This is a genomic window from Variovorax paradoxus (assembly GCF_024734665.1).
In the GTDB taxonomy this organism is placed as follows: domain Bacteria; phylum Pseudomonadota; class Gammaproteobacteria; order Burkholderiales; family Burkholderiaceae_C; genus Variovorax.
Genome location: NZ_CP102931.1, coordinates 6611147 through 6635674, shown reverse-complemented (window position 1 = coordinate 6635674; position 24528 = coordinate 6611147). Strand labels below are relative to the sequence as shown.

Genomic DNA, 24528 nt, shown 5'->3' with positions numbered 1-24528 from the left:
AGCATCATGGACACTGACGGCGACCAGCAGGAAAGCGTCGCGCGCGACCGCCTGCAGCCGGTGCTGCTCGACCGCCTCACCGACAAGACGCCGCAGACCCGCCAGGAGCGCGCGGGCGCCTTCCTCATGAGCGGCAGGCTGTTGCGCGACTCGGTGCTGCGCGATCTGCAGTGGCTGCTCAACACCACCAATTTCGGTGCGGACCACAACATCAACACCATGCCGCGCGCGCGCCGCTCGGTGTTGAACTTCGGCGTGCGCGGCTGGGCCGGCGGGCGCATGTCGGAGGTCGACTTCGCGGACGTCGAAGCGGCCATCCGCTCGGCCATCATCGACTTCGAGCCGCGCATCATGAAAGACAGCATCGACGTGCGCTGCGTGACCGACGCCACCGATCTCGAGCACCACAACCTGCTCGCGCTGGAGATCCGCGGCACGCTGTGGTCGGTGCCGTACCCGATCGAATTCATCCTGCGCTCGGAGCTCGACCTCGAAAGCGGGCACATGGTGCTGCGGCCCACCGGAGGCCTCTGAATGGATGCCAGGCTGCTCGACTACTACAACCGCGAGCTCACCTACATGCACGAGCTCGGGGCCGAGTTCGCGCAGCGCTACCCGAAGATCGCGGGCCGCCTCGGCATGCGCGGCATCGAGGTCAGCGACCCGTACGTGGAGCGCCTGCTCGAAGGCTTCAGCTTTCTCACCGCGCGTATCCAGCTCAAGATGGACGCGGAGTTTCCGCGCTTCTCGCAGCGGCTGCTCGAAGTGGTGTACCCCAACTTCCTCGCGCCGCTGCCCGCCATGGCCGTGGTGCAGATCGACGGCAATCTCAACGAAGGCTCGCTGAAGGCCGGCTACGAGCTGCCGCGCCACACCATCCTGCGCGGGCGAATGATCAAGGGCGAGCAGACGGCCTGCGAGTTCCGCACAGGCCATGCAGTCACGCTGTGGCCCATTCGCATCGCCGACGCCGGCATCGGCCCGGTGCCCGCGGAAATCGCGCATGCGATGCCCATGGCTGCGCGGCAGGCGAAGAGCGCCATCACCATCAAGCTCGAAGCGGTGGGCGGTGCGCGTTTTGCCGACATGCCGCTCGACCGGCTCGAGTTTTTCCTTTCGGGCGCGGAGCTGCATGCGCTGCGCGTGCTCGAACTCGCGGCGCACCACAGCATCGGTGTTGTGTGCCGCAGCGGACCGGGCAGCACGGCGCGCATCGTGCCGCTGGGCGACGAGGCCATCAGGCACGAGGGCTTCGACCCCGACCAGGCGCTGCTGCCCTATGACGCGCGCTCGTTCCAGGGCTACCGCCTGCTGCACGAGTACTTCGCGTTTCCCGACCGCTACCTGTTCTTCAGCGTGAGCAAGCTGCGTGCGGCGGTGCAGGCCATGGGCGGCACCACGATGGAGATCGTGATCCTGCTCGACCGCGCCGACGGCGACCTCGAACGGCTGGTAGATGCCAAGCACTTCTCGCTGTTCTGCACGCCCATCATCAACCTCGTGCCGCGCCGCAGCGACCGCATTCCGGTGGGGCCGGGCCAGCACGAGCATCACGCGGTGATCGATCGCACGCGCCCGCGCGACTTCGAGATCTTCACCGTCGAGCGCGTCACCGGCCACATGGCCAACGGCTCGGAAGAGCGCGAGTTCCGGCCCTTCCTCGGTTCGTTCGCGGCGGACGATGGCGACTTCGGCGCGTACTTCTCGCTGCGCCGCGAGCCGCGCCTGGTGTCGGACCGCGCACGCGCCCAGGGCACGCGCACCAGCTACACCGGCAGCGAGGTCTATGTGTCGCTGGTCGACCAGCACGATGCGCCGTTTCCGCACAGCCTGCGGCACATCACGCTCGATGCGCTGTGCACCAACCGCGACCTGCCGCTGCTGCTGCCGACCGGGCTTGAGTCGGATTTCACGCTGCGCGTATCGGCGCCCGTACGCTCGATCCGCATCCTGCGCGGGCCTTCGCGGCCGTACCCCGCATTGGCCGAAGGCGCGCTGACGTGGCGCCTCATCAGTCACCTCGGCCTCAACTACCTGAGCCTCACCGATGTCGATGCGACGCAGGGCGCGGCCGCGCTGCGCGAGATGCTCGACCTGTACGGCAACCTCGCCGACCCTTCGGTGCGCCGCCAGATTCAGGGCGTGCGCTCGATGGCGCTGGCGCCGGTATTCCGTCGCCTGCCGGAGCCGGGCCCCATCGTGTTCGGGCGCGGCGTGGAGATTGCGCTGAAGATCGATGAGGTCGCGTTCTCGGGCGCGAGCCCGTATCTTTTTGGTGCCGTGCTGGAGCAGTTCTTCAGCCGGCACGTGTCGCTCAATGCGTTCACCGAGTTCGCGCTGTCCAGCCTGCAGCGCGGCGAGATCGCGCGGTGGACCCCGCGCGTGGGACGTCGCCCCGCCGTATGAGCGAAACCGGCTTCACCGACGGGATGCAGCAAGCCGCAGCGCCGGCCGGGGAGGCCCAGGAGGTGCTGGACGCGGCCGAGGTCCGCCATGACATCGCGCAGCCTGTGCAACCTGCGTACGGTGCCGCGGCGCGGCGCGGCGTGCCACAGGCCGATCCCGTGCTCTGGGCCAAGCTGGTCGAGCAGCCCTTCGAGCACGACCTGTTCATGCTGCTGCGCCGGCTCGACGCGCAGGGCGACCATCCGCTGCTGGGCCGCGCGCCGCGCCCGCTCGACGAGCCGCTGCGCCTCGGGCAAGAGCCCTCGATGGCCTTCGCGCCTTCGAACGTGTCGGGCGTCGATGTCGACAGCGACGGCCCGCCGCGCATCTCGATCTACGGCTTCGGCCTGTTCGGCCCCAACGGTCCGTTGCCGCTGCACCTGACGGAGTACGCGCGCGAGCGCAAGCGGCACCATGCCGACAACACCATCAGCGCGTTCGCCGACCTGTTCCATCACCGGCTGATCCTGCTGTTCTACCGGGCCTGGGCCGACGCGCAATCGGTCAACAGCCTGGACCGCCCCGATGGCCACCGCTTCGTCGACTACGTGGCCAGCCTCATGAACATGGGGCAGCCCGGCCTCAAGGAGCGCGACCGCATTGCCGACCATGCGCGCACCTTCATGGCGGGCCACCTCGTGCGTCAGACGCGCAACCCCGAGGGCCTGATCCAGATCCTCAAGCTCTACTTCGACGTGCCCGTGCGCGTCGATGAGTTCGTCAGCGACTGGGTGATGATCGACGAGCGCCAGGTCAGCCGCATCGGCATCACCGGCCGCAACCACCGGCTCGGCGGCGGCGCCACCATCGGCCTTGCCGTGCGCGATGCGCAGAGCAAGTTCCGCCTCGAGCTCGGGCCGCTCTCGCAGGAAGAGTTCCGCGAGTTCCTGCCGGGCAGCAAGCGGCTGCAGCAGGTGGTCGACTGGGTGCGCCAGTACGTCGGCATCGAGTTCGCGTGGGACCTGCGGCTCGTGCTCAAGAAGCAGGACGCGCACGGCATGCGGCTCAACAGCAACCAGCGCCTCGGCTGGGGCAGCTGGCTCGGCACGCGCCTGTCGGACACCGACGCCGGCGACATGGTGTTCCAGCCCGAAGCATTGTTTTCCCGTTCCGCATCGGCGGCACCCGTTGCCGCGCCCGCATCTTCCTCCATGGCTCTATGACCGACATCCGCCGCGTCTCTCTTTTCTCGAAACTCAATCCGATGCTCTACAAGGCATTGGAGACCGCCACCGCCTTTGCCAAGCTGCGCGGCAATGCCTACGTCGAGCTGGTGCACTGGCTGCACCAGATCCTGCAGCTGCAGGACAGCGACATGCTGCGCATCATCAAGCGCGCTGGGCTCAACCTCGATGCGGTCGAACAAGACCTCGTGCGCGCGCTCGATCGGCTGCCGCACGGCGCCACGTCGATCAGCGACATCTCCGAACACGTCGACAACGCCGTCGAGCGCGCGTGGGTCTATGCGAGCCTGCGCTTCGAGGCTACCTCGATCCGCGGTGCGTATTTGCTCGCGGGCATCATCAAGACGCCGGGGCTGCGGCAGGTGCTCTCGGGCATCTCGCGCGAGTTCGACAAGATCGTGCCCGACGTGCTGGTGGCGCAGCTCGCTGCATGGACCGAAGGCTCGCCTGAAGACGACTTCGATGCCGCACCAAGCGGCGTCGCGGCCGGCGGCGCAGCCGCTGCCGCGCACCACCAAGGCGATAGCCCCGCGGCAGGTGGTTCGGCGCTCGCCAAGTATGCGAGCGACCTCACCGCCAAGGCACGCGCAGGCGAGCTCGACCCGGTCTACGGCCGCGACGACGAGATCCGACAGATCATCGACATCCTCATGCGCCGCCGCCAGAACAACCCGCTGCTCACCGGTGAGGCCGGCGTCGGCAAGACGGCAGTGGTCGAGGGCCTTGCCTCGCGCCTCGCTGCGGGCGACGTACCGCCTTCGCTGAAAGACGTGTCGCTGTGGGTGCTCGACCCCACGTTGCTGCAGGCCGGTGCAGGTGTGAAGGGGGAATTTGAACAGCGCCTGCGCCAGGTGATCGACGAGGTCGAGAAGAGCCCCAAGCCCATCGTGCTGTTCGTCGACGAGGTGCACACGCTGGTAGGCGCAGGCGGCACGGCCGGCACCGGTGACGCGGCCAACCTGCTCAAGCCGGCGCTGGCGCGCGGGCGGCTGCGCACCATTGGCGCGACCACCTGGTCGGAGTACAAGAAGTACATCGAGAAAGATCCGGCGCTCACGCGGCGCTTCCAGACCATCCAGGTGCACGAGCCCACCGAGCCCAAGGCGGTGATCATGCTGCGCGGCATCTCGGCCGAGCTGGAGAAGCACCACGGCGTGCTCATTCTCGACGCCGCGCTCGAGGCGGCCGTGAGCCTGTCGCACCGCTACATTCCCGCGCGGCAGTTGCCTGACAAGGCCGTGAGCCTGCTCGACACGGCTTGTGCACGCGTGGCGCTGAGCCAGCACGCGCTGCCCGCTGCCATCGAAGACCTGCAGCGCCGCATCGAGGTGCTGGGCATCGAGTCGGGTATTGCGGGGCGCGAAGCGGCCATTGGTGTGGGCGAGCACCAGCGTGTGGAAGGCATCGCGGTTCAGGTGGCGGCGGCGCAGGCCGAACTCGATCTGCTGGAGACGCGGCGCGTGGAAGAAAGCGCGCTGGTCGAGCGCATCGTGGCGCTGCGCAAGCAGCTGTCGCCGGCGGCGGTGCCGGTGCAGGCGGAGACGGCAGAAGCCGGCGAGGCGAATGTCGATGCAGATGTCGACACGCCGCCCGCTGAACCCCAGCGCACGCCCGAGGAAATCCGCGCCGAACTCAACGAAGCACAAGACAAGCTCGTGCAGCTGCAGGGCGAGTCTCCGCTCATCCTCGCGGCCGTCGATGCGCAGGCCATCGCCACCGTGGTGGCCGACTGGACCGGCATTCCCATCGGACGCATGGTGCGCGACGACGCGCAGTCGGTGCTGAAGCTCGGCGAGATCCTCTCGGCCCGCGTGGTCGCGCAGCCCGATGCGCTGGAGACCATTTCGCGCCGCATCCGCACCGCGCGCGCACGGCTCGACAACCCCAACAAGCCCGTCGGCGTGTTCCTGCTGTGCGGCCCCTCGGGCGTGGGCAAGACCGAGACCGCGCTGGCATTGTCTGAAGCTTTGTATGGCGGCGAGCAGAACCTCGTCACCATCAACATGAGCGAGTTCCAGGAGTCGCACACCGTCTCCACGCTGAAGGGCGCGCCGCCCGGCTACGTGGGTTACGGCGAAGGCGGCGTGCTCACCGAGGCCGTGCGCCGCAGGCCCTACAGCGTGGTGCTGCTCGACGAGATCGAGAAGGCGCACACCGACGTGCACGAGATCTTCTTCCAGGTGTTCGATAAGGGCTGGATGGAAGACGGCGAGGGCCGCCACATCGACTTCCGCAACACCGTGATCATCATGACCTCCAACGTCGGCACCGACCTGGTCATGCAGCTGTGCGAAGACCCGACCCTGCGCCCCGACCCCGAGCCGCTGGCCGCAGCACTGCGCGAGCCGCTGCTCAAGGTGTTCGCGCCCGCGCTGCTCGGCCGCCTCGTTGTAGTGCCTTATTACCCGTTGCACGCAGAGGCATTGCATCGCATCATCCGCCTCCAGCTCGATCGCATCGCGGCGCGCCTGCAGGCGAACCACGGCATTGCTTTGGCCTACGACGACAGCGCCGTCGAACTCGTCGCGCGCCGTTGCACTGCCATCGAATCGGGCGGCCGGATGATCGACGCGATCCTCACGCACACGATTCTTCCGCGGTTGAGCGAGGAAGTCATCGGCGCCACGGTCAGTGCACGCAAGCTCGCGGGCGTGCAACTGAGTGCGGCGGATGACGATTTTCGCTACGAATTTTCTGAACATTGAGCGCAGAAAGGGAGTACCACATGGCCAGAGTCGTCACTGCACATACGCCGCTTGCACCGGACCAGTTGCTGTTCCGCTCGATGCACGGCAACGAAGGGCTGTCGGAGCTCTTCGAGTTCGAGGTGGACCTGCTGAGTCCCAACACCTCCGTCGACATGAAGGCGGTTCTCGGCAAGCCGCTCACTCTCGAGATCGTGACCATCGACGGGGCGCCGCGCTACCTCAACGGGCAGATCACGCGCTTCACGATGATCGGCCGTGAAGAGAGCTCCTCGCGCTACGTCGTGTACCGCGCTTCGGTGCGGCCCTGGCTCTGGTACCTCACGCGCACCAGCGACTGCAAGATCTTCCAGAACAAATCGGTTGTCGATATCCTGGACGAAGTGCTCGGCGAGTATGGGTTCGCGTTCGAGAAGAAGCTCGGCGCCACCTACCGCCAGCGCGACTATTCAGTGCAGTACCAGGAGACCGACTTCGCATTCGTGAGCCGCATGATGGAACACGAAGGCATCTACTATTACTTCAGGCACGAGAAGAACCAGCACACGCTGGTGCTGGCCGACGACATGGGCGCGCACGACACGCTGCCGGGCTATCCGCGCATCGGCTACCTCGCCACCGATCGCGTGGGCGAGACGGGCCGCGAAGTGATCGACCAGTGGGAGGTGACCGAGGAGATCCGGCCCGGCACCTTCGTGGTCGACGACTTCGACTTCAAGAAGCCCAAGGCCGACCTGCTCAACACGCGCAGCCAGCCGCGCGACAACGATCACGGCCGCTACGAGATGTACGAGTGGCTCGGCGGCTACAGCGACGCCGGGCAGGGCGAGCACTACGCGCGCATCCGGCTCGAGGAAGCGCAGGCGCAGGCCGAAGTCGACACCGGCCACTCCAACGTGCGCGGCATGGCGCCCGGCTACCGCTTCAACATGCAGAACGCGCCGCGCGACGAGGACAACAAGGAATACCTGATCGTCTCGGTGACGTACAACCTGCGCGAGGGCGGCTATGCGACGGGCAGCCCCGACGGTCTCTACAGCTTCAACTTCGGCGTGCAGCCCACGTCGTTTCCGTTCCGCGCGCCGCGCGTCACGCGGATGCCGACCACGCACGGCCCGCAGACCGCCACGGTCGTGGGCCCGCCCGGGGAAGACATCTGGATCGACAAGTACGGCCGCGTGAAGGTGCAGTTCCGCTGGGACCGCTACGGCCAGCGCAACGAAGACAGCTCATGCTGGGTGCGTGTGTCCAGCGCGTGGGCCGGTTCGAACTTCGGCGCGGTGAACCACCCGCGCGTGGGGCAGGAAGTGATCGTCGATTTCATCGCCGGTTGCCCCGACCGGCCGATCATCATCGGCCGTGTCTACAACGCCGACCAGATGCCGCCGCTCGAACTGCCGGCCAAGGCGACGGTCAGCGGCTTCATCAGCCGCACCATCAAGGGCGACGGCGAGCTGGCCAACCACTTCGTGATCGACGACGACCCCGGCAGCGAGTCGATCAAGATGCACGCGCAGAAGGACTTCAGCCTCAGCGTAGAGAACAATGAAACGCACACCGTGGACGGCACGCGCGACACGTTGATCGAGGGCGCGGACACCTACACGACCAACACCTCGCTCAACGAGACGGTCAACGGGCCGCACACGCTGACGGTGAACAAGGGCGGGCCGCAGACGATCACCGTCAACGGCGGCAACCAGTTCATCAAGGTGGATGGCGGCGACCAGCAGGTCGACGTCATCGGCAACCAGACCATCCATGTCACCGGCAAGCGCAAGGACACGGTCGACAGCGGTGAAGAGCGGATCATCGGTACGTCGCTCAAGGAAGACATTGCCGGTCCCCAGACCACCAAGGTGGTCGGCCTGTACACCGAAGAAACCAAGGGGAAGAAGGTGACGGTCCACGGCGACGAGGACTATCTCGTCGAGGGGGTACAAAAGGTGCACGCGAACACGTCGTTGAGTGCGACGACGGATGGCCCCATGAACCTGGAAAGCACCGCGGCAGACATCTCGGTCAAGTCGCCGACCAAGATCGTGCTGGATGCGCCCCATGTCGAGGACAAGTCGGCAAAAAAGGTGACCTTCACGGACTGGGGTATTGCCTTCAAGGGCTTCAACATGGGGATCAACGGGGCCAACGTGAGCCTCAACGGCACTTCACTGTTCGTGAACGGCCTGGTGACCAGCATTGCCGGGCTGAACCTGGGGTTCAACACCTACTCGCTCACGGGTGCGTTCATAAAGCTCGACCTGTATTCCGTCAGCCTTGCGGCGGGCACATTTTCCACCACCCAGACGGCTTTCACGTGGGACAACCAGGCGCAAAAAATCGATAACAACGGATACAGGGTGAACCTCTCGGGCTTCACCGTCTTTGTCTGAGCTTGGAGCGCGTGTTGGATCTTTTCGCTGTGTGGTTTACCAAGTACTGGTATCTGATTGTCCCCATCGCTGTCGTCGTGCTGCCGGCGTTCGTGGCGATCACGCTGGCCAAGCGCTATGCCTCCCACGTGATGCATATGCAGAGTGTGGTCAACCGCCGCGCGATGGGTGCGGATCTCGCCGAGCGAGTGCTTCGTACGGGCCAACCGGCCGTAGCGACGGTGCTCGAGAGCCATGACACGGGCATGCGGGCCGCGCGCATCTATATCCTCGTACGGCTCAAGTTCCAAGTACAGCCTGAGGGCGGATGGCCCGCCTTCGAGGCTGAACTGGTCGCCCCGATCAGCCCGGTGAAGCTCGCCGACTTCGCCCCGGGGCGCTCCGTGAAGCTGCGCTTCGACCCGGTCTCGCACGAGATCGCCATCGATCAGCCGATGCGCTGAAGCGGGTCCGCTGCCCCATGAAGACCATCAAACCCTTTCGCCTGAGCATCCTCACGCGGCCCTTCCGGCGGCAGCGGCAAGACCACCTGGGCGTCTCGGTCTTCGCGATGGCCAGCCTGGCTCCCGAGCCCCTGCTGATGCCCGACCAGGATCTCTGGAAGCTGGCGGCCGACGAAATCGGGCCCGGCAACGTGCTGGACCTGTGCGTGCCGAAGATCGAGCCGGAGTGGCTGGTCAGCGGCTATGCGTACACGGCGCATCAGGACGACAAGACACTGTGTGCGGCCAAGGCCGTCTTCAATGGCCAGGCCAAGCCATTGCTGGTGAGCGGTGATCGCTACTGGCTTGGCGGCCGCGCTACGCCTGCGCAGCCTTTCGAGCGCTTGAGGCTGGATTGGGCGCATGCCTATGGCGGCCCGAGCGAGCCCGAAAACCCGGAAGGCATCGGCAGCTTCGATGAAACGATCAACGGCGTACAGACGCGCCGGCTTCCCAATGTCGAGTTGCCCGGCGCGCGTCAGGACGCACCCGGGCGGCGCATCGTGCCTGCGGGTTTCGGCGCCGTGCCTCCCGATCGGCCGCAGCGGCTCGCACTGATGGGGCGCGCCTACGACCAGCAGTGGCTGCAGCACGAGTACCCGGGTTTCGCCGATGACATGGACTGGCGCTACTTCAATGCAGCACCTCCCGACCAGCGCCTGCCCGGCCGGCGCGAATTGCCGCCGGGCGCCGCCTACGAACTGTGGAACATGCACCCTCGGCAGCCGGTGATGCGCGGCCAGCTGCCCGATTGGCAGGCGCGTTGCTTCGCCAGCTTTCAGAAAGACGGTGGCGCGCTGTCGGAAATTTCGCTGCACCTGAGCACGGCCTGGTTTTTTCCGCACGCCGAGCGCGTCATCCTGGTCTGGCACGGAGCATCGCCCATCGCAGAGGATGACGCGGCCGACGTCAAGCACATCATGCCCGCGCTCGAGTTGCGCGGGCAGCCGCGGCCGCTCGCCCACTACCAACAGGTGCTGCAGCAGCGCATCGATCCAGCCAAGGCGGTGCTGGTCCTGCGCGACAGCGACCTGGTCCCCAAGGCGATCATGGGGCCATGGGCAGGCGACCAGATGCCCGATATCGCTTCGCTTCCGCTGGCGCGCAATCTGCACGCAGGCCGGCAGCGCGAGCGCGAACGCATGCGTGCCCGTCTGCTGGCGCAGGGCGTGGATCCCGAGCAGTATCTGCCGCCCGTGTCCGAACCGGATCTGCGGCCGCCTGCCTCCGCGGACGATCTGCCCGACTTCGCCGAGAAGGCCGATCAAGTCCTCGAGCAAATGCGCCAGGCGGCCCTTGCCCGCGGCGCCGAGGACCGGGCCAAGGCCGTCGCACACGGGATGCCCGCTGCCATTCAACCCGATATCGATATCCCGCCGCTGTCGCAGATGGAGCCGCGCAAGCTGTCGGACGAGATCAAGGCGAGCATCGACAAGGCCATGACCGAGGTGGAGGCGCGGACCGGCAAGCCTGTGCAGCGCCGATTCGACCCGGACCGCCTGCTGCGTGACCTCGCGCGCCTCGAGGAAGACGCGGCGCGCGAGCGCCGAACACCCCCCACGCCTGACGAAGCCGCCGAAAGCGCGCGGCTGCGCGAGCAGGCTGGGCGCAGCATGCGCATGGGGGACCTCTACGGCGCACACCTGCTCGAGCCGGCGCCGCCGGCCAGCAGCCTGCGCTCCAGGCGGCTGCGTCGGCGTCTCGAGGCCGCAGCCAGCGGCGAGCGTCGTTTCGCAGGCATGAGCTTCGTCGGCGCCAACCTCTCGGGTCTGGATCTGCGCGGTGCCGACTTCACGGGAGCGAACCTCGAAGACGTCGACTTCAGCGACGCGCGGCTCGATGGCTGCAACTTCACGCGCGCGGTGCTTGCGCGGGCGCGGCTTGTCCGGGCTTCGCTCACCGATGCGCGGCTGGACGAGGCCAATCTGGGCGGCGCGCAATGCGAAGGGGCGAACTTCACGGCGGCCAGCTTCGTGCAGACGCGTTGCAGCAAGACCATTTTTCGTTCCTGCGTGCTGGCGAAGGCCGCGTTCAAGCAAGCCGATCTGTTCGAAAGCGAATGGGCGCGCTGCGATGCGCGCGGCTCGCACTGGGAGCAAATGGCGATGGTCAAGCTGGCACTGGAAGACATCGCTTTCGACGACGCCGCGTTCAAGCAGGTGAGCTGGGTCGAGTGCAGCTTCAAGGGAACATCCTTCGTACGCGCCTCGCTGAACGCCTGTGCTTTCGTCGCCGTCGATGCGCAGGAGGGGGTCGACTTCACCGAGGCCAGCCTCGTGACCTGTTCCTTCGTCCATGGCTGCAGCTTTGTGCAGGCGGTGTTCTGCGCCGCTTCGCTCAGGCAGTGCGGCCTGCGCGGTGCCATATTGGTCGGCGCCGACCTCGCGAAGGCGCGCCTTGAAGGCTGCGACTTCTCCGAGTGCGACCTGCGGCGCGCGCGGCTGGAGGAATTGCATGCCGGCGAGAGCCTGTTCATTCGCGCGGACTTGCGCGAAGCCTCGTTGCGCGGTGCCAACCTCATCGACGCCAATCTTTCCAAGGCCGACCTGCGCTTTGCCAGCCTGCAGGATGCCAATCTGTTTCGCGCCGACGTGTCACAGGCCGCCATCGACGGTTCGACCACCTTCATCGGCGCCTACACCCAGGGAGCCAAGACCTTGCCTGCAAGAAAGACTGAGCCGGTTCGATGACAGTGGAAGAACTTCTGGACAAGATTCGGCATGCCGAACCGGTGGTCAAAGTGAGTCTCGCGGGTCAGGACCTCAGCGGCATCGACTTGTCGGGGGCGCAGATGGAGCACGTCGACTTGAGCCGGACGAATCTGCGCGGCGCCTGCCTCGACGACAGTTCGCTTGCGCAATGCAACCTCGATCAAGCCGACCTGTCGGCGGCCAGCTTGAAAGGCGTGCGCGTGTTTCGGTGTCGGTTGGAGGCCGCGCAACTCGGCCGCGCGTTCATGCAGGACACCCAGTTTGTCGAATCTTCGCTGGCTCACGCGGATTTCGAGAAATCGCAAATGGAGCGCGTGGCTTTTCTCAGATGCGAGCTCGGGCATGCGGTGTTGAAGCCCGGCATCTGCGATCAGATCGTCATCACCGAATCACGGGTCGACCAGCTCGACTGCCGCGGGGCGAAGCTGCTGCACCTGATGTTCTTTCGCATGGATCTGCGCATGGTGGAGTTCGCCCAGGCCCAATGCGATGGCTCGATCTTGATGGAGTGCAATCTCGAAGGTCAGCGCTTGCCGCACACCGCCTTCCTGCGCTGCCAGTTCACCGACAGCGCGATGGCAGATGTCGATTTCAGCGGCGCCGTGCTGACCCAGAGCAACTTCAAGGGCGCCACGCTGACCAAGGCGAACTTCAGCGGAGTGGATGCCGCCCAGACGATGTTCCCGGAGGCCGATCTGCGTGAAGCGAATTGCAGCGATGCCATCTTCGATCAGTCGATCTGGGCCGACGCCAAACTCGAAGGTACCGATTTCAGCCGCTCGCGCCTGCCGCTGAGCGTGTTCCATCGCGCGCAGGCGAAGGGTGCCAGCTTTCGCGACGCGGACCTGCACGATGCTGATTTTTCCTATGCCGCACTTCATGACGCGGATTTGCGCAATGCGCGTTTTCTGCGCACCCGCTTTCATCGGGCCGCGCGCGCAGATGCGCGTTTCTCGGGAAGCGCTGGCATCATCGAAAACGATCCGGAGCTGTTCAAGGCTCAAGAGATCCTTCCGCTGCGTTGATGCCGCCAGGCCTGTCCGTTCCACTGTTTACCCATCGAAACAAGGAAATCTCCATGTCAGTCGTTTCACTGCGCAAAGCCTCGAAGCTGACGGCTCCGGTTCACTTCCAGGGGGTGGTCGCCGCCTTGCTGCCGGATGGACGTGTCACCGTCGATGACGAGCAGGGTGCTGTCTGGGTTTGCCGGCGCGCGGCTAGCTGCCTGCTCAAACCGGCCAGCGGCGATACCGTGCTGGTGTCCGGTCCCGACAGCGCGCGAGCCTACCTGATCGCCGTGATCGAGCAGGCCGATGCGTCGTCAAGCTGCATCGAGGCGGCGGGCGACGTCACCTTCGCGTCTACCGGCAACGGCCGGGTGACCATCGCGAGTACTTCGGAGCTCAAGCTTCGCGCGGACAAGCGCTTCGTACTCAAGGCAGAAGAGGGCGAGTGTGACATTGGTGAACTGCGGCTGGTGACGCGCTCCGTGCAGGCCGCGGCAGGAAGCGTCCGGCTGGTCGGCAAGGTATTCGAGACCGTGGCCGATCGCATCGTGCAGATGGCGCGTCAGACGCTACGCCTGACGGATGAAGTCGACCAGGTGCGTGCGGGCCACATGGACTACAAGGCCAGCGAGACGGTGCGCATTCATGGCCACCACACGATGGTCACCGGCCAGGAGCTGGTGAAGGTGGACGCGGCTCAGATCCACATGGGCTAAGCGAGGAGGTACCAGATGTTTGCCAATTGTCAGCTCATGGGAATGGACATGGCATTCCCCGACGTTTGCAAGACGCCGGTGCCCATTCCATACCCGAACATGGCTATGGGGCCGATGGCTGTTCCGAATGCTTGGAACATCCTTTTCATGGCGATGCCGGCACACAACATGGCTACGACCACGCCAATCACCCTGGGGGATCAGCCCGGGGCGCTGGGCGGCGTTGTGTCGCAGACGTTCATGCAGCAATCGCGTCATGTGACAGGCGCGTTCACCGTGCTTCTCAAGGGTACGCCGGCCACGCGGGTCACCAGCATCACGACGCAGAACCGTTGCAACATCGTCGGCATGCGCATCGTGCCGAGCCAGTTCAAGGTGCTGATGCTGGCGCCCTGAGGGCGCGTCGATTCAGACCGTCCCTGCCAGCGTCACCTGCTGCGGAAAGCCCACCCACACGGCCAGCGCCGAGTAGTTGTCGCGCGATTCATCAGCCTTGGATTCGGCTGCGCGGCGAATCAGCGCGAGCCATTCTTCCGCGCTGTCGGCCAGCTGCAATGAGCGTTCCATCACCTGCTGCGAGATCAGCTGCCAGAGCCCGTCGGTGCACAGCAGGAAGGCGTCGCCATCGGCAAGGCGCTGCGGCGCGGTGATGGTGGCTTCGGCCGTCGCGCGTGCGCCCAGTGCGCGGTACAGCAGATTGGTCTTCACAAGGCGCTCACCGCCGTTCTGGTGGCTTGCGGCCGCATCGCCCGAGCGCTCCGACAGGCTGTGGTCCTCTGTGCGCTGCATCAGCGCGCCGCGGCGAAACCAGTAGAGGCGGCTGTCGCCCACATGGGCCCAGCAGGCCTGGTTGGTGATGCGGTCGATGAACAGCGACACGAAGGTCGCGCTCATGCGGCTCTGCTCCGTGAGCTCGCGCTGCTTCGCAAGAATGGCGTCGTTGGCCGCCTTAACGCAGCGCTGGATGTTGTCGGCGGCCAGAGACGGGGCGTCGACGAAAGTGTTGAGGGCGGTGTCGACCGCGATGCGCGAGGCCAGCTCGCCGCCGGCGTTGCCGCCGACGCCGTCGCTCACCACGAAGCAGCCGTTGCGCTCGTCGAGGTGGTAGCCGATGGCGTCCTGGTTGCCGCTGCGTTCGCCCACGCAGGAGAACTGTGAGGTCGATATGGGCACAGCGAAAGAGCGGGTGGCTTCAAGCACGGCGCGCCTCCTTCAGCCGTTCCATTTCCTTGTCGTAGGCCTGCTGGAAGGCGCGACCGAACACGGCCTGGAAGTCGTCTTCGACGGCTGCGGTCGTTTCGGTGTGCAGTTGCTGGAGCTCGCGCCACAGGCGCGCCTCGCGGCCGCCGGGCAGCAGCTTCTCGCCCAGGCTGCCGTCGTGCGGGGTCTCGCGGCTCAGCGCGGCGGGGTCGAAGCGCTTGAGCAGCGTGAGCAGTGCGGCGCGCATGCCGGCGACCATGCCGAGCTGGTGCGACTGCAGGTCGCCGAGCGCGTCGTGCACGGCGGCCTCCGGCGGCAAAAAGCCGGGCATGCGCGCGCCGAACATCTGCATCAGCACGGCGCGGCCGTTGGGCAGGATCTTGAACGGGTTGTTCTCCTCGTCCACGATCATCGTGATCTCGGCGCGTACCTCGCGTTTGAGCATGGCGCGCGAGGACAGCAGTTCGATGGTGCCGTCGGTGAAGGCCCGCATGATGCGGCCCAGGCGCTGCATGGCCTCGATGTCAAGCGGTTGCTGGCCAGCGACTTCCGGCACGCCCGCGCCTTCGAGAAAGGCCTTGAAGAGGGCTTCCGATGAGGACGATGGGGCTGCGGGCTGTTGTGCCACGAGCTGCGCTACTGCTGCGGCGACGGGTGCGGCAGCGGGCTCGGCGGCCACGGGCGGGGCCACGACAGGCGGCGGCTCGGGCGGGCTCTCTTGCACCACGGGCGGTGGTGCGGGAGGCGGCGGAGGAGGTGGTGGCGGCGGAACGGGCGCAGGCGGTGGTGGCGGCGGCGGTGCCTCCACCTTCACAGGTTCGACGGCGGGCACGGGTGCCGGCGCAGGCACCGGCATCGCCACCGGAGTCGGCGGACGGAACTGAGCCGCCACTTCCCGCGTATGGTTCGAATGGCTGTACCCCTGCACGGCCGGTCTGTTGTTCTGCAACAGGTCGAGCGCGGGGTGCGTGTCGCCCGGCAGCATCGGGTCGGTATGCGTCAGCGCGGTGGGGCGCGGATCGGTCAGCGGCGAGTGCGCGCTCTCGTCGGCCGCGAAGAACGAGAGCGGATCGACGCCGCGCTTGAGCGCCATGTCTGACATGTCGTTGGCTGCGTCGGGATTCAGCTCCGCGAGCGGATCGACCGGGTTGCGGCGCGCCTGCGACGGCAACTCGAAGGGCTCATGCGCCATCGGGTCGGGCATCGGCGCGGGCGTGCTGTCGACGCGGCGCGGTGCGTTGGCGAGGATGGCGTCCCAGTCAGCCGCAGAAGGGATCTGTGACGAGGCGGGGGGCGGGCTCACCTTGGGTTGCGGCGGTGGTGGTGGCGCGGACGGCTGCAAGGGTGCGGCGAAGGACTCGCGCGGCGCCGGAGCGAATGCGGGCGGCTGCATCGGTGGCGGCATGGGCGTTGCCTGCCGCGGCGGCGGCATCGCCACCGTGGGTTGCGTGTCGCCGATGGGCAGCGCGCCTTCGCCGAACAGATCGGAGAACACGTCGGATGCGCCGGAGGAAGGCAGCAGCGCATCGATAGGGCTCGCCGACATCGGCGCGGCCATTGGCGGCTGCATCGATTGCAGTGGCGGCGGGGGAGGTGGTGGAGGAGGCGGAACTGGAGCCGCAGCCATCACAGGCGCCGCGCGCTGCGCGCTCGCGGCCTCCAGCAAATAGCTTCCGATCGCGACGCGGTCGCCATCGGCCACGCGCGCTTCCTGCTCGTGCGCGAGCGTGTGTCCGTTCACGCTGATCGGCAGCACCGCGCTCATGTTGCGCAGTACCGCCATGCCGTCTTCGTCGAAGCGCACGGTGGCCTGCAGGCGCGAGATCTGCCGCTGCTCGTCGGGCAGCACGAGGTGGTTGTCGGGGCTGCGTCCGATCGTTCCGCCGGGCGCGGCGAGCAATGCCGAGGGGCCCGCGGTCACCGGCCTGCCGGCATGTTCGATCACTGTCCAACGCATGGCTTCTCCGTGTTCGTCGTCTCGCGCCGCGGCACCGGGGCCGCCGCGATGTTCTTCATCAACGCTTCATTCGCCTGGCGGCCTCGAACGCGGGGCCCCACACCGGATGCTTGCGCTCCGCCACGTTGAGCTCGAAGGTCGGGAACGCATCGAGGATCTTGCGGAACTGGTTGCGGCACTCGGCGATCTGGTTGGCCACGCAGTAGCTGAAGGCCTCGAGCTTCATCGCATCGAGCCGGGTGCCCGGCTCGGCACCTTCGAATACCGACACGCCGCCGCTCTTGAGCGTGCTGACGGCCTTGGCATAGTCGCCTTCGTCATACGCTTGCTGCGCCTTCTCGAGCGTGGTGCGCGCCACTTGCTGGCTCAGTCGTTCGGGTTGCGGCGCGGGCTCTGGCGGTGGTGTGGTCGTGCAACCCGCGACCACGAAAAGAGCGAACGCCAAAGCAGGCAGACATGACTTCAATCTTCTCTCCTACCTTGCAAAAGGAATGCTTGAGATAGTGTGCCGCTGTGTTGCGACATGCACGTTATGCGCCATCGTAAGTGCGCATGACTTCGATAATATAGGCCGCGAACCCTCGGGGAGATTTCAATGCATCGACGAAGCTTGCTACAAGGCGCACTTGCCACCACACCGTTGTTTGCGGGCCTCATCAGCGGATGCGCATCGACAGCCAAGTCCATGCCCACGCCCTATGCCATCACAGTCAAGATCGACGATGGCGTCAACCCCGACGGACGCGGTCAGGCCGCACCCATCCTCGTGAAGGTCTTCGAACTGAAATCTTCCGGTAACTTCGAAACAGCAGACTACTTTGCACTACAGGACCGTGACCGCGAGACGCTCATGACCGAGCTCGTCAACGCCGACCAGGCCATCATGCGCAGCGGCGAAGAGCGTGTGTTCAAGCGCGAGGCAGGACTCGACTCGCGCGCCATCGGCATCATTGCAGGCTATCGCAAACTCGAGGCCGCACGCTGGCGCATCGTGTTGCCGCTGAAGGAACCGAAGCAAACCAACCTGTACAAGGTGTGGCAGTTTTCGCCGAGCGAGCAGGCCGTGCACGTTGCCGTGCGCAAGACGGGCATAGAGCTGCTACCAAGTCGTTAACTTTCGGCTTGGGGTGTTGGTCTGCTAGTACGAAAGTGCGAGAAATTCTTGAGTGAAATGCGGTGCAAAACGTAAGACGCGCCGTGTAGCATCAGGAGCAAAACAAGTGGACCGGGAGGCCGCTCCTCAGCGCATCTCCCGCTTCGATGTGAGCACACCCCAGGAGGTCTTTTGGTGACAGTTCGCAATTCGGGCGCCGCAAAGAATGGCGCCCATCCGCAGGCATTGGCGAATCGTGTGGTGTGGTCCGAAGGGATGTACCTGCGGCCGCAGCATTTCCAGCAAATGGAACGCTATGTCGAGCAATACGTGACCCGGCGCACCGCAGGCCTGCAAGGTGCCTATTGGGGCTGGCTGAGTCTGGAGATCGACCGCGACGCGTATGCGCTGGGCCGTGTGTCGCTGCTCGGCGGCGCGGGCGTGATGCCCGACGGCACGCCGTTCTCGTTCGGTGCCGAAGACGCGCCGCTGCCTTATGAAGTACCGACCGATCTCACCGACGAGCTCATCGTGCTCGCGCTGCCGTTGCGCAGGCCCGGCAGCGAAGAGGTCATCTTCGCGGAAGACGAAGGCTCGGCCGCGCGCTTCGGCGTGATCGAGCGCGAAGTTAACGACGGCAACGCGGTTGCTCTCGGCCCCGCCGTGCTGCAGCTCGCCGCGCCGCGCTTGCGTCTTGCGCGCGCTTCCTCGCTCACCGCCGAATGGCAGGCCATTGGCGCGGTGCGCGTGATCGAGCGGCGTACCGACCACAAGCTGGTGGTCGATGCCAACTACATTCCGCCGGTGCTCGACGCTTCCGCGCACGCAATGCTGCGCAGCATGATCGCCGAGCTGCACGGCCTGCTCACGCAGCGCTCCGAGGCATTGGCTTCGCGGCTGTCGCAGCCGGGGCGCGGCGGCGTGAGCGAGGTCTCTGACTTCCTCTTGCTCGAACTGGTCAACCGCTATCTCGCGCTCACGTGGCATTCGCAGCAGGCGGTGCAGGTGCACCCAGAAAACCTGTTCGTCGACTGGCTCAAGCTGGCCTGCCATCTGGCCACGCACACATCGCCCACGCGCCGTCCGGTGCTGTGGCCGATATACGACCACGACAACCTCAACGAGTGCATCCGCCCGCTGCTTGAAGAGCTTCGGCGTTCGCTGTCGGCCGTGCTCGAACAGAGCGCGATCGCCATCGAACTCGAAGAGCGCAGCCACGGCGTGCGCGTGGGCCGCATGCCCGACCCGGTGCTGGTGCGCAACGCGGGCTTCGTGCTCGCAGTGCATGCCGACCTGCCGGCCGATGCCATTCAGCAGCGCTTCCCCACGCAGGTGAAGATCGGCTCGGTCGAACGCATCCGCGACCTTGTGCAGCTGCAATTGCCCGGCGTGGTGGTGCGCCCGCTGCCGGTGGCGCCGCGGCAGATTCCGTACAACGCGGGCTACCACTATTTCGAACTCGACAAGAGCGGCGACATGTGGCGCCAGCTCGAAAAATCGGGCGGCGTGGCGATGCACCTGGCCGGTGACTTTCCCGGGCTGGCCATGGAGTTCTGGGCCATCCGTCCGTGAGGGACTCTATGAACGGTGTCAACGACATGGCCGTCGGTCCGGGAGGCTTCGTGCCGCCGAATCCCGGCGGCGGCAATGCAATGGGCGACGCAGGTGGCATGCCGAATGCCTCGCGCGGTGGTAGCGGCCTTGGCGCGCAGCCCGAATCCTTCACCGCATGGCACGACGCACGGCGTCCGCATGCGGGCGACACGGCGCTTGCGGGCAACAACCCGCTGGTGGCGGCCGCCAATCCGCTGCTCGACCTGATCCCGCAGATCCGCGCCACCGGCCACCATCCCGCGCCCGCGCAGCTGCGCGAGCACCTCGTCGATGAAGTGCGCCGCTTCGAAACGCGCGCGCAGCAGGCGGGCATCTCACCCGAAGTGATCATCGGTGCGCGCTACTGCCTGTGTACGGCAGTCGACGAGGCCGCCGCGCTCACGCCGTGGGGCGGCAGCATCTGGTCGTCGCAGAGCCTGCTCGTGATGTTCCACAACGAGACCTGGGGCGGCGAGAAGTTCTTCCAGCTGCTGTCACGCCTGGTGCAGAACCCGCAGCAGCACCTGCACCTGATCGAGCTCATCTACTTCTGCCTGGCCATGGGTTTCGAGGGGCGCTTCCGCGTCATCGACAACGGCCGCACGCAGCTCGAAACGCTCAAGCAGCGGCTGCTGCAGATCATCCGGCAGACGCGCGGCGAAATCGCCGTGCCGCTGTCGCCGCATTGGCAGGACGCGAGTGCACCGGTGCGCCGCACACGCAACTGGCTGCCCGTGTGGGCGGTGGGCGCGGTGGCGGCGGTGCTGCTGCTCGTCGTGTTCGCGCTGCTCACCTTCAACCTCGCTGGCCATTCCGACGGTGCTTTCGCGGCCGTCAACGCGGTACGCCTGCCGCAGACCGCGCGCGCCGTCGTCATGCCAGCGCCAACGCCGCGCCTGCAGCGTTTTCTCGAACCCGAGATCCGCGACGGCCTGCTGACCGTGCGCGACGAGGCCGACCGCAGCGTGGTGGTGCTGCGCGGTGACGGCCTGTTCGCGTCGGGCTCCGACCGCGTGCTCGACCGCTATGCGCCGGTGCTCGCGCGCGTGGCTGATGCGCTCAACGCCGTGGACGGCAACGTGCTGGTCAGCGGCTTCAGTGACGACCAGCCGATCCGCAGCGTGCGCTTTCCCTCCAACTGGCAACTCTCGCAGGCCCGCGCCGACGCGGTGAAGAAAATGATCGCCACGCGCCTTGCGCGCCCCGAACGCCTGCGCGCCGAAGGCCGCGGCGATGCCGACCCGCTCGTGCCCAACGACTCCGCGGCCAACCGCGCGCGCAATCGCCGCGTCGAGGTGACGCTGCTGGTGGCGCCTGTGGCCGGCGTGCCCGCCAACTCTGCGCCGCTTGCCGCTCCAGCACCGCAGCCCGGAGGCACCCGCTGATGCTGCGCGCCATCTTCCGTTTTCTCATCAGCCGCGATCTGTGGGTCTTTCTGGGCCTGGTCGCGCTCGCCTTCCTGATCTGGATCATCGGCCCGGCCATAGCGGTGGGCCGCTACCGCCCGCTCGAAGACGAGATCGTGCGCATCGTGGTCATCGCGCTGATGTTCGCGATCTGGATCGCACGCGTCATCTACCGCAAGTGGCGCGAGCGCCGGCTCAATGCACAACTGCTCAACCAGCTGCGCACCCCTTCCAAGAAAGAGAAGGAAGCCAAGCCCGAGGACGCGCCCGAGATCAAGGAGCTGCAAAGCGGCTTCACCGACGCCACGGCCATCCTGAAGAACATGCGCTTCGGCGAAGGAGCCGATGGCAAGTCCGGCGGGCGCTTCTCGCTGTTCGACCGGCAGTACCTGTACCAGCTGCCCTGGTACATCTTCATCGGCGCGCCGGGCTCGGGCAAGACCACCGCGCTGGTGAATTCCGACCTCGACTTTCCGCTGGCCGACCAGCTCGGCAAGGCCGCGGTGCGCGGCATCGGCGGCACGCGCAACTGCGACTGGTGGTTCACCAACGAAGCAGTGTTGATCGACACCGCGGGCCGCTACACCACGCACGAGAGCAATCGCGAGACCGACGAGGGCGAGTGGAAGGGCTTCATCGATCTGCTGAAGAAGTTCCGTCCGCGCCAGCCGATCAACGGTGCGATCCTCACCATCAGCATTGCCGACCTGCCGCTGGCCGACGACGCGCAGCGCGCGCGCCATGCGATGGCGCTGCGCAAGCGGCTGCTGGAGCTGCGCAACGACCTGGGCATCGACTTCCCGGTGTACGTGCTGGTCACCAAGACCGACCTGCTGGCGGGCTTCAACGAGTACTTCGGCTCGCTGGGCCGTGCAGAGCGGCAGCAGGTGTGGGGCTTCACCTTCCCCATTCAGGGCAACCCGGCGAACAAGGCCGGCAAGGGCGCGGCTCCGGTGGGCAGCGGCGACCTGCGCGAGCGTTTCCACCAGGAATACAAGCTGCTGCACCAGCGCCTGGACGAACGCCTGCCCGAGCTGCTGGCGGCCGAGTCCGACCCGATGCGCCGCGCGCAGGCCTACCTGCTGCCGCAGCAGTTCGCGAGCTTCGAGGACATCCTCGGCACCTTCCTGGCCGACGTATTCAACCCCTCGAAGTTCGAGGCCGCGTCGATGCTGCGCGGCGTGTACTTCACCAGCGGCACGCAGGAGGGCACGGCCTTCGACCGCGTGATGGGCGCCATCAAGCGCTACCTGCAGGTCAACGCGCCGCCGGCGCCGCCGCCGGGCCCGGGCAAGAGCTACTTCCTGAAGGAACTGCTGCAGCAGGTGATCTTCCGCGACGCGGGCGTGGCCGGCACCAACCTGCGCTGGTACCGGCGCAAACGGGCCATCGACATCGCGGGCTACAGCGCCATTGGCGTGCTGCTGGTGCTGTTCCTGGGTGCCTGCGTGAACAGCTGGCGCAACAACAAGGACTACGTGGCCGAGGTCGACACCAACGCCAAGGCCTTCAACAAGGCCGCCGCGCGCGGTGAGCTGCCCACGGTGGTCGATTCGAGCGGCGACATTGCAAGCTCGCTGCTCATCCTCGACAAGCTGCGCGACCTGCCGAAGTCGAACCACTTCGACATCGGCGATCCGCCCACCTCCTACCGCTTCGGCCTCTACCAGGGCGAAAAGCTGCAGGCCGCGACCGATGGCGTGTACCAGCGCGCGCTGGAGACGGTGCTGCTGCCGCAGGCCGCGCAGCGCGTCGAGCAGTCGCTGCGCGACGCTGCGAAGATCGACGCCGAATACAGCTATGAGGCGCTCAAGGCGTATCTCATGCTGTACGACGCAGAGCGCTACGACGCCGACTTCCTGCAGGCCTGGCTGCTCGCCGACGTAGACCGCAAGATCGGCGCTTCGCTCACGCGCGAGCAGCGCGCGAACCTCGAATCGCACCTGAAGGCGCTGTTCGTGGGGCGCGTGCTGACTTCGCCCTTCGCGAAGGACGACCGCCTGATCATGCAGACGCGCGAGCGCCTGGCCGGCGTGCCGCTGGCGCAGCGCTCGTACGCGCGGCTGCGCCGCATCCTGCTGCAGACCAGCCAGCCCAATGCTTTCACCATCGCCGAGGCGGGCGGTGCCGAGTCGGCGCTGGTCATCCGACGTGCGAGCGGCAAGCCGCTGACCGACGGCATTCCCACGCTCTTCACCTATCGCGGCTACTGGGACATCTTCGACAAGCGCATCGCCGAGACCACGCTGTCGCTCGAACAGGAAGACCGCTGGGTGCTGCAGATCCGCGCGCCCGGCATCGCCGACATCACCTCGCGCGAACTGCTGCTGCGTGAAGTGCGCCGGCTCTACCTCACCGACTACATCAAGGTGTGGGATGACTACCTCGTCGACATCCGCCTGGCCGACAGCCGCTCGCTGCTGCAGAGCATCCAGATGACGCGCGTGCTCTCGACCGCGGAGTCGCCGATGTCGCGGCTCATCCGCGGCGCGGCGCGCGAGACCGACCTGCTGCGCAACCACGACGAGGCCGCGCGCAGCCTGCTCGACCAGGCGCAGAACCGCGTGCAGAGCACGCGCGAGCGCATCGAGCAGCTCATCGGCCAGCCCGACGGCAGCCAGCGCCGCAACACGCGGGTAGACCGCCCCGAGTCGCTGGTGGACAACCACTTCGAGCCGCTGCGCCGCATGGTGACCGCGCCCAAGCAGGGCGGGCAGGCGCCCATCGATGCGACGGCCGCGCTCATCAACGAGCTCTACAACTACCTCACCGCCACCGACACCGCGCTGCGCAGCGGCAACATCCCGCCGACCAGCGATTCGGTCACCAAGGTGCAGGCGGAAGCCGGGCGCCTGCCGGTGCCGTTCCAGGGGATGCTGAACGATCTGTCGGCTACCGCGTCGTCGAAGGCGGCAGCGGTAACGCGGCAGAACATCGGGCAGAGCGCGGCGGCGAGCATCGGCTCGTTCTGCAACCAGGCGATTGCGGGGCGCTATCCGTTCACGCGCGGGTCGAACCGCGACGTTGCTTCGGGCGACTTTGCGCAGCTGTTCGCGCCGGGCGGGATGATGGACGACTTCTTCCAGAAGAACCTCGTCACGCAGGTCGACACCTCGGTCAACCCATGGGCCTTCAAGCGCGGCGTGGACGGCAGCGCCGCAGGGCGCTCGGCGTACCTCGATTCGTTCCAGAAGGCGCAGGCCATCCGCGACGTGTTCTTCTCGGGCATGGCGGGTGGGCGCACGCCCTCGTTCACCATCGACATCCGGCCCGAGGACATGGACGCCTCGCTCACGCAGTTCACGCTCGACGTCGACGGACAGACGGTGCGCTACGCACACGGCCCGCAGGCGCCCAGCACCATCAAGTGGCCCGGCCCGCGCAACAGCAACCAGGTGCGCCTGCAGGTGACCACAGCCAACGGCACGCCGGCGGGCGGCATCGTGACCGAAGGGCCGTGGGCGCTGCACAGGCTGTTCGACAAGGCCTCGATCTCCGCGGGCAGCTCGCCCGAATCGTTCAACGCCAGCTTCGACCTGCAGGGCAAGAAGGTCGTGCTCGCGGTGACGGCCAACAGCGTCTACAACCCGCTGCGCCTGCCGCAGATGAACGGCTTCTCCTGCCCGGGGAAATCCTGAA

At 66.6% G+C, this 24528-nt stretch carries 17 protein-coding genes; 14 read left to right on the top strand and 3 right to left on the bottom strand.

Annotated features, from left to right (window positions below):
* Positions 1–6 precede the first annotated feature (6 nt).
* The 10 genes from tssE to NWF24_RS30960 are packed head-to-tail and all read left to right on the top strand — an operon-like array spanning position 7 to position 14036.
* Positions 7–534 carry a type VI secretion system baseplate subunit TssE gene (gene tssE / locus NWF24_RS31005; RefSeq protein ID WP_042673168.1) on the top strand — a complete coding sequence of 176 codons (528 nt, stop codon included), beginning with the start codon at positions 7–9 and terminating at the stop codon, positions 532–534.
* Positions 535–2406: a type VI secretion system baseplate subunit TssF gene (tssF, locus tag NWF24_RS31000; protein ID WP_258351871.1), complete on the top strand. Its 1872-nt coding sequence runs from the start codon at positions 535–537 to the stop codon at positions 2404–2406.
* Positions 2403–3608 (top strand): type VI secretion system baseplate subunit TssG, encoded by a 1206-nt coding sequence (tssG, locus tag NWF24_RS30995; RefSeq protein ID WP_258351870.1) that lies wholly within the window; start codon positions 2403–2405, stop codon positions 3606–3608. The genes tssF and tssG overlap by 4 nt, the downstream gene beginning before the upstream one ends.
* A complete protein-coding gene (gene tssH, locus NWF24_RS30990) occupies positions 3605–6334 on the top strand; it encodes a type VI secretion system ATPase TssH (RefSeq protein ID WP_258351869.1) in 2730 nt (909 codons plus the stop codon). Before tssG ends, tssH begins: the two co-directional genes overlap by 4 nt.
* A 20-nt stretch (positions 6335–6354) precedes the next feature.
* Positions 6355–8724 (top strand): type VI secretion system Vgr family protein, encoded by a 2370-nt coding sequence (locus tag NWF24_RS30985; RefSeq protein WP_258351868.1) that lies wholly within the window; start codon positions 6355–6357, stop codon positions 8722–8724.
* Positions 8725–8738: 14 nt separating this feature from the next.
* Complete coding sequence (locus NWF24_RS30980; RefSeq protein ID WP_258351867.1) at positions 8739–9167, top strand: hypothetical protein; 429 nt, start codon at positions 8739–8741, stop codon at positions 9165–9167.
* 17 nt (positions 9168–9184) lie between these two features.
* Positions 9185–11896 carry a DUF2169 domain-containing protein gene (locus NWF24_RS30975; protein WP_258351866.1) on the top strand — a complete coding sequence of 904 codons (2712 nt, stop codon included), beginning with the start codon at positions 9185–9187 and terminating at the stop codon, positions 11894–11896.
* Entirely contained in the window at positions 11893–12942 is a 1050-nt protein-coding gene (locus NWF24_RS30970) for a pentapeptide repeat-containing protein (protein ID WP_258351865.1), read from the top strand. Before NWF24_RS30975 ends, NWF24_RS30970 begins: the two co-directional genes overlap by 4 nt.
* Before the next feature lie 53 nt (positions 12943–12995).
* Complete coding sequence (locus NWF24_RS30965) at positions 12996–13640, top strand: DUF3540 domain-containing protein (protein WP_258351864.1); 645 nt, start codon at positions 12996–12998, stop codon at positions 13638–13640.
* Between the two features lie 15 nt (positions 13641–13655).
* Positions 13656–14036, top strand: coding sequence for a DUF4150 domain-containing protein (locus NWF24_RS30960; protein WP_093058952.1), 381 nt, complete (start codon positions 13656–13658; stop codon positions 14034–14036).
* 12 nt (positions 14037–14048) lie between these two features.
* On the opposite strand, the gene NWF24_RS30955 is transcribed toward NWF24_RS30960, so the two are convergent.
* Genes NWF24_RS30955 through NWF24_RS30945 form a run of 3 tightly spaced genes read right to left on the bottom strand, consistent with a single transcriptional unit; the run spans position 14049 to position 17242 of the window.
* Entirely contained in the window at positions 14049–14840 is a 792-nt protein-coding gene (locus tag NWF24_RS30955) for a PP2C family protein-serine/threonine phosphatase (protein WP_258351863.1), read from the bottom strand.
* Entirely contained in the window at positions 14833–16797 is a 1965-nt protein-coding gene (tagH, locus tag NWF24_RS30950) for a type VI secretion system-associated FHA domain protein TagH (protein ID WP_258351862.1), read from the bottom strand. The genes NWF24_RS30955 and tagH overlap by 8 nt, the downstream gene beginning before the upstream one ends.
* A gap of 58 nt (positions 16798–16855) precedes the next feature.
* Positions 16856–17242, bottom strand: coding sequence for a TssQ family T6SS-associated lipoprotein (locus NWF24_RS30945; RefSeq protein WP_258351861.1), 387 nt, complete (start codon positions 17240–17242; stop codon positions 16856–16858).
* A 150-nt stretch (positions 17243–17392) separates the two neighbouring features.
* On the opposite strand from NWF24_RS30945, the gene tssJ reads away from it, so the two are divergent.
* The 4 genes from tssJ to tssM all read left to right on the top strand — a co-directional run bounded on the left by tssJ (position 17393) and on the right by tssM (position 24527).
* On the top strand, positions 17393–17911 hold the full coding sequence (gene tssJ / locus NWF24_RS30940) for a type VI secretion system lipoprotein TssJ (protein WP_258351860.1): 519 nt from the start codon (positions 17393–17395) through the stop codon (positions 17909–17911).
* A gap of 255 nt (positions 17912–18166) precedes the next feature.
* Positions 18167–19462, top strand: coding sequence for a type VI secretion system baseplate subunit TssK (gene tssK / locus NWF24_RS30935; RefSeq protein WP_256217028.1), 1296 nt, complete (start codon positions 18167–18169; stop codon positions 19460–19462).
* A gap of 8 nt (positions 19463–19470) precedes the next feature.
* Positions 19471–20868 carry a DotU family type VI secretion system protein gene (locus tag NWF24_RS30930; RefSeq protein WP_258351859.1) on the top strand — a complete coding sequence of 466 codons (1398 nt, stop codon included), beginning with the start codon at positions 19471–19473 and terminating at the stop codon, positions 20866–20868.
* Positions 20868–24527 (top strand): type VI secretion system membrane subunit TssM, encoded by a 3660-nt coding sequence (gene tssM, locus NWF24_RS30925; protein ID WP_258351858.1) that lies wholly within the window; start codon positions 20868–20870, stop codon positions 24525–24527. The genes NWF24_RS30930 and tssM overlap by 1 nt, the downstream gene beginning before the upstream one ends.
* Position 24528 lies beyond the last annotated feature (1 nt).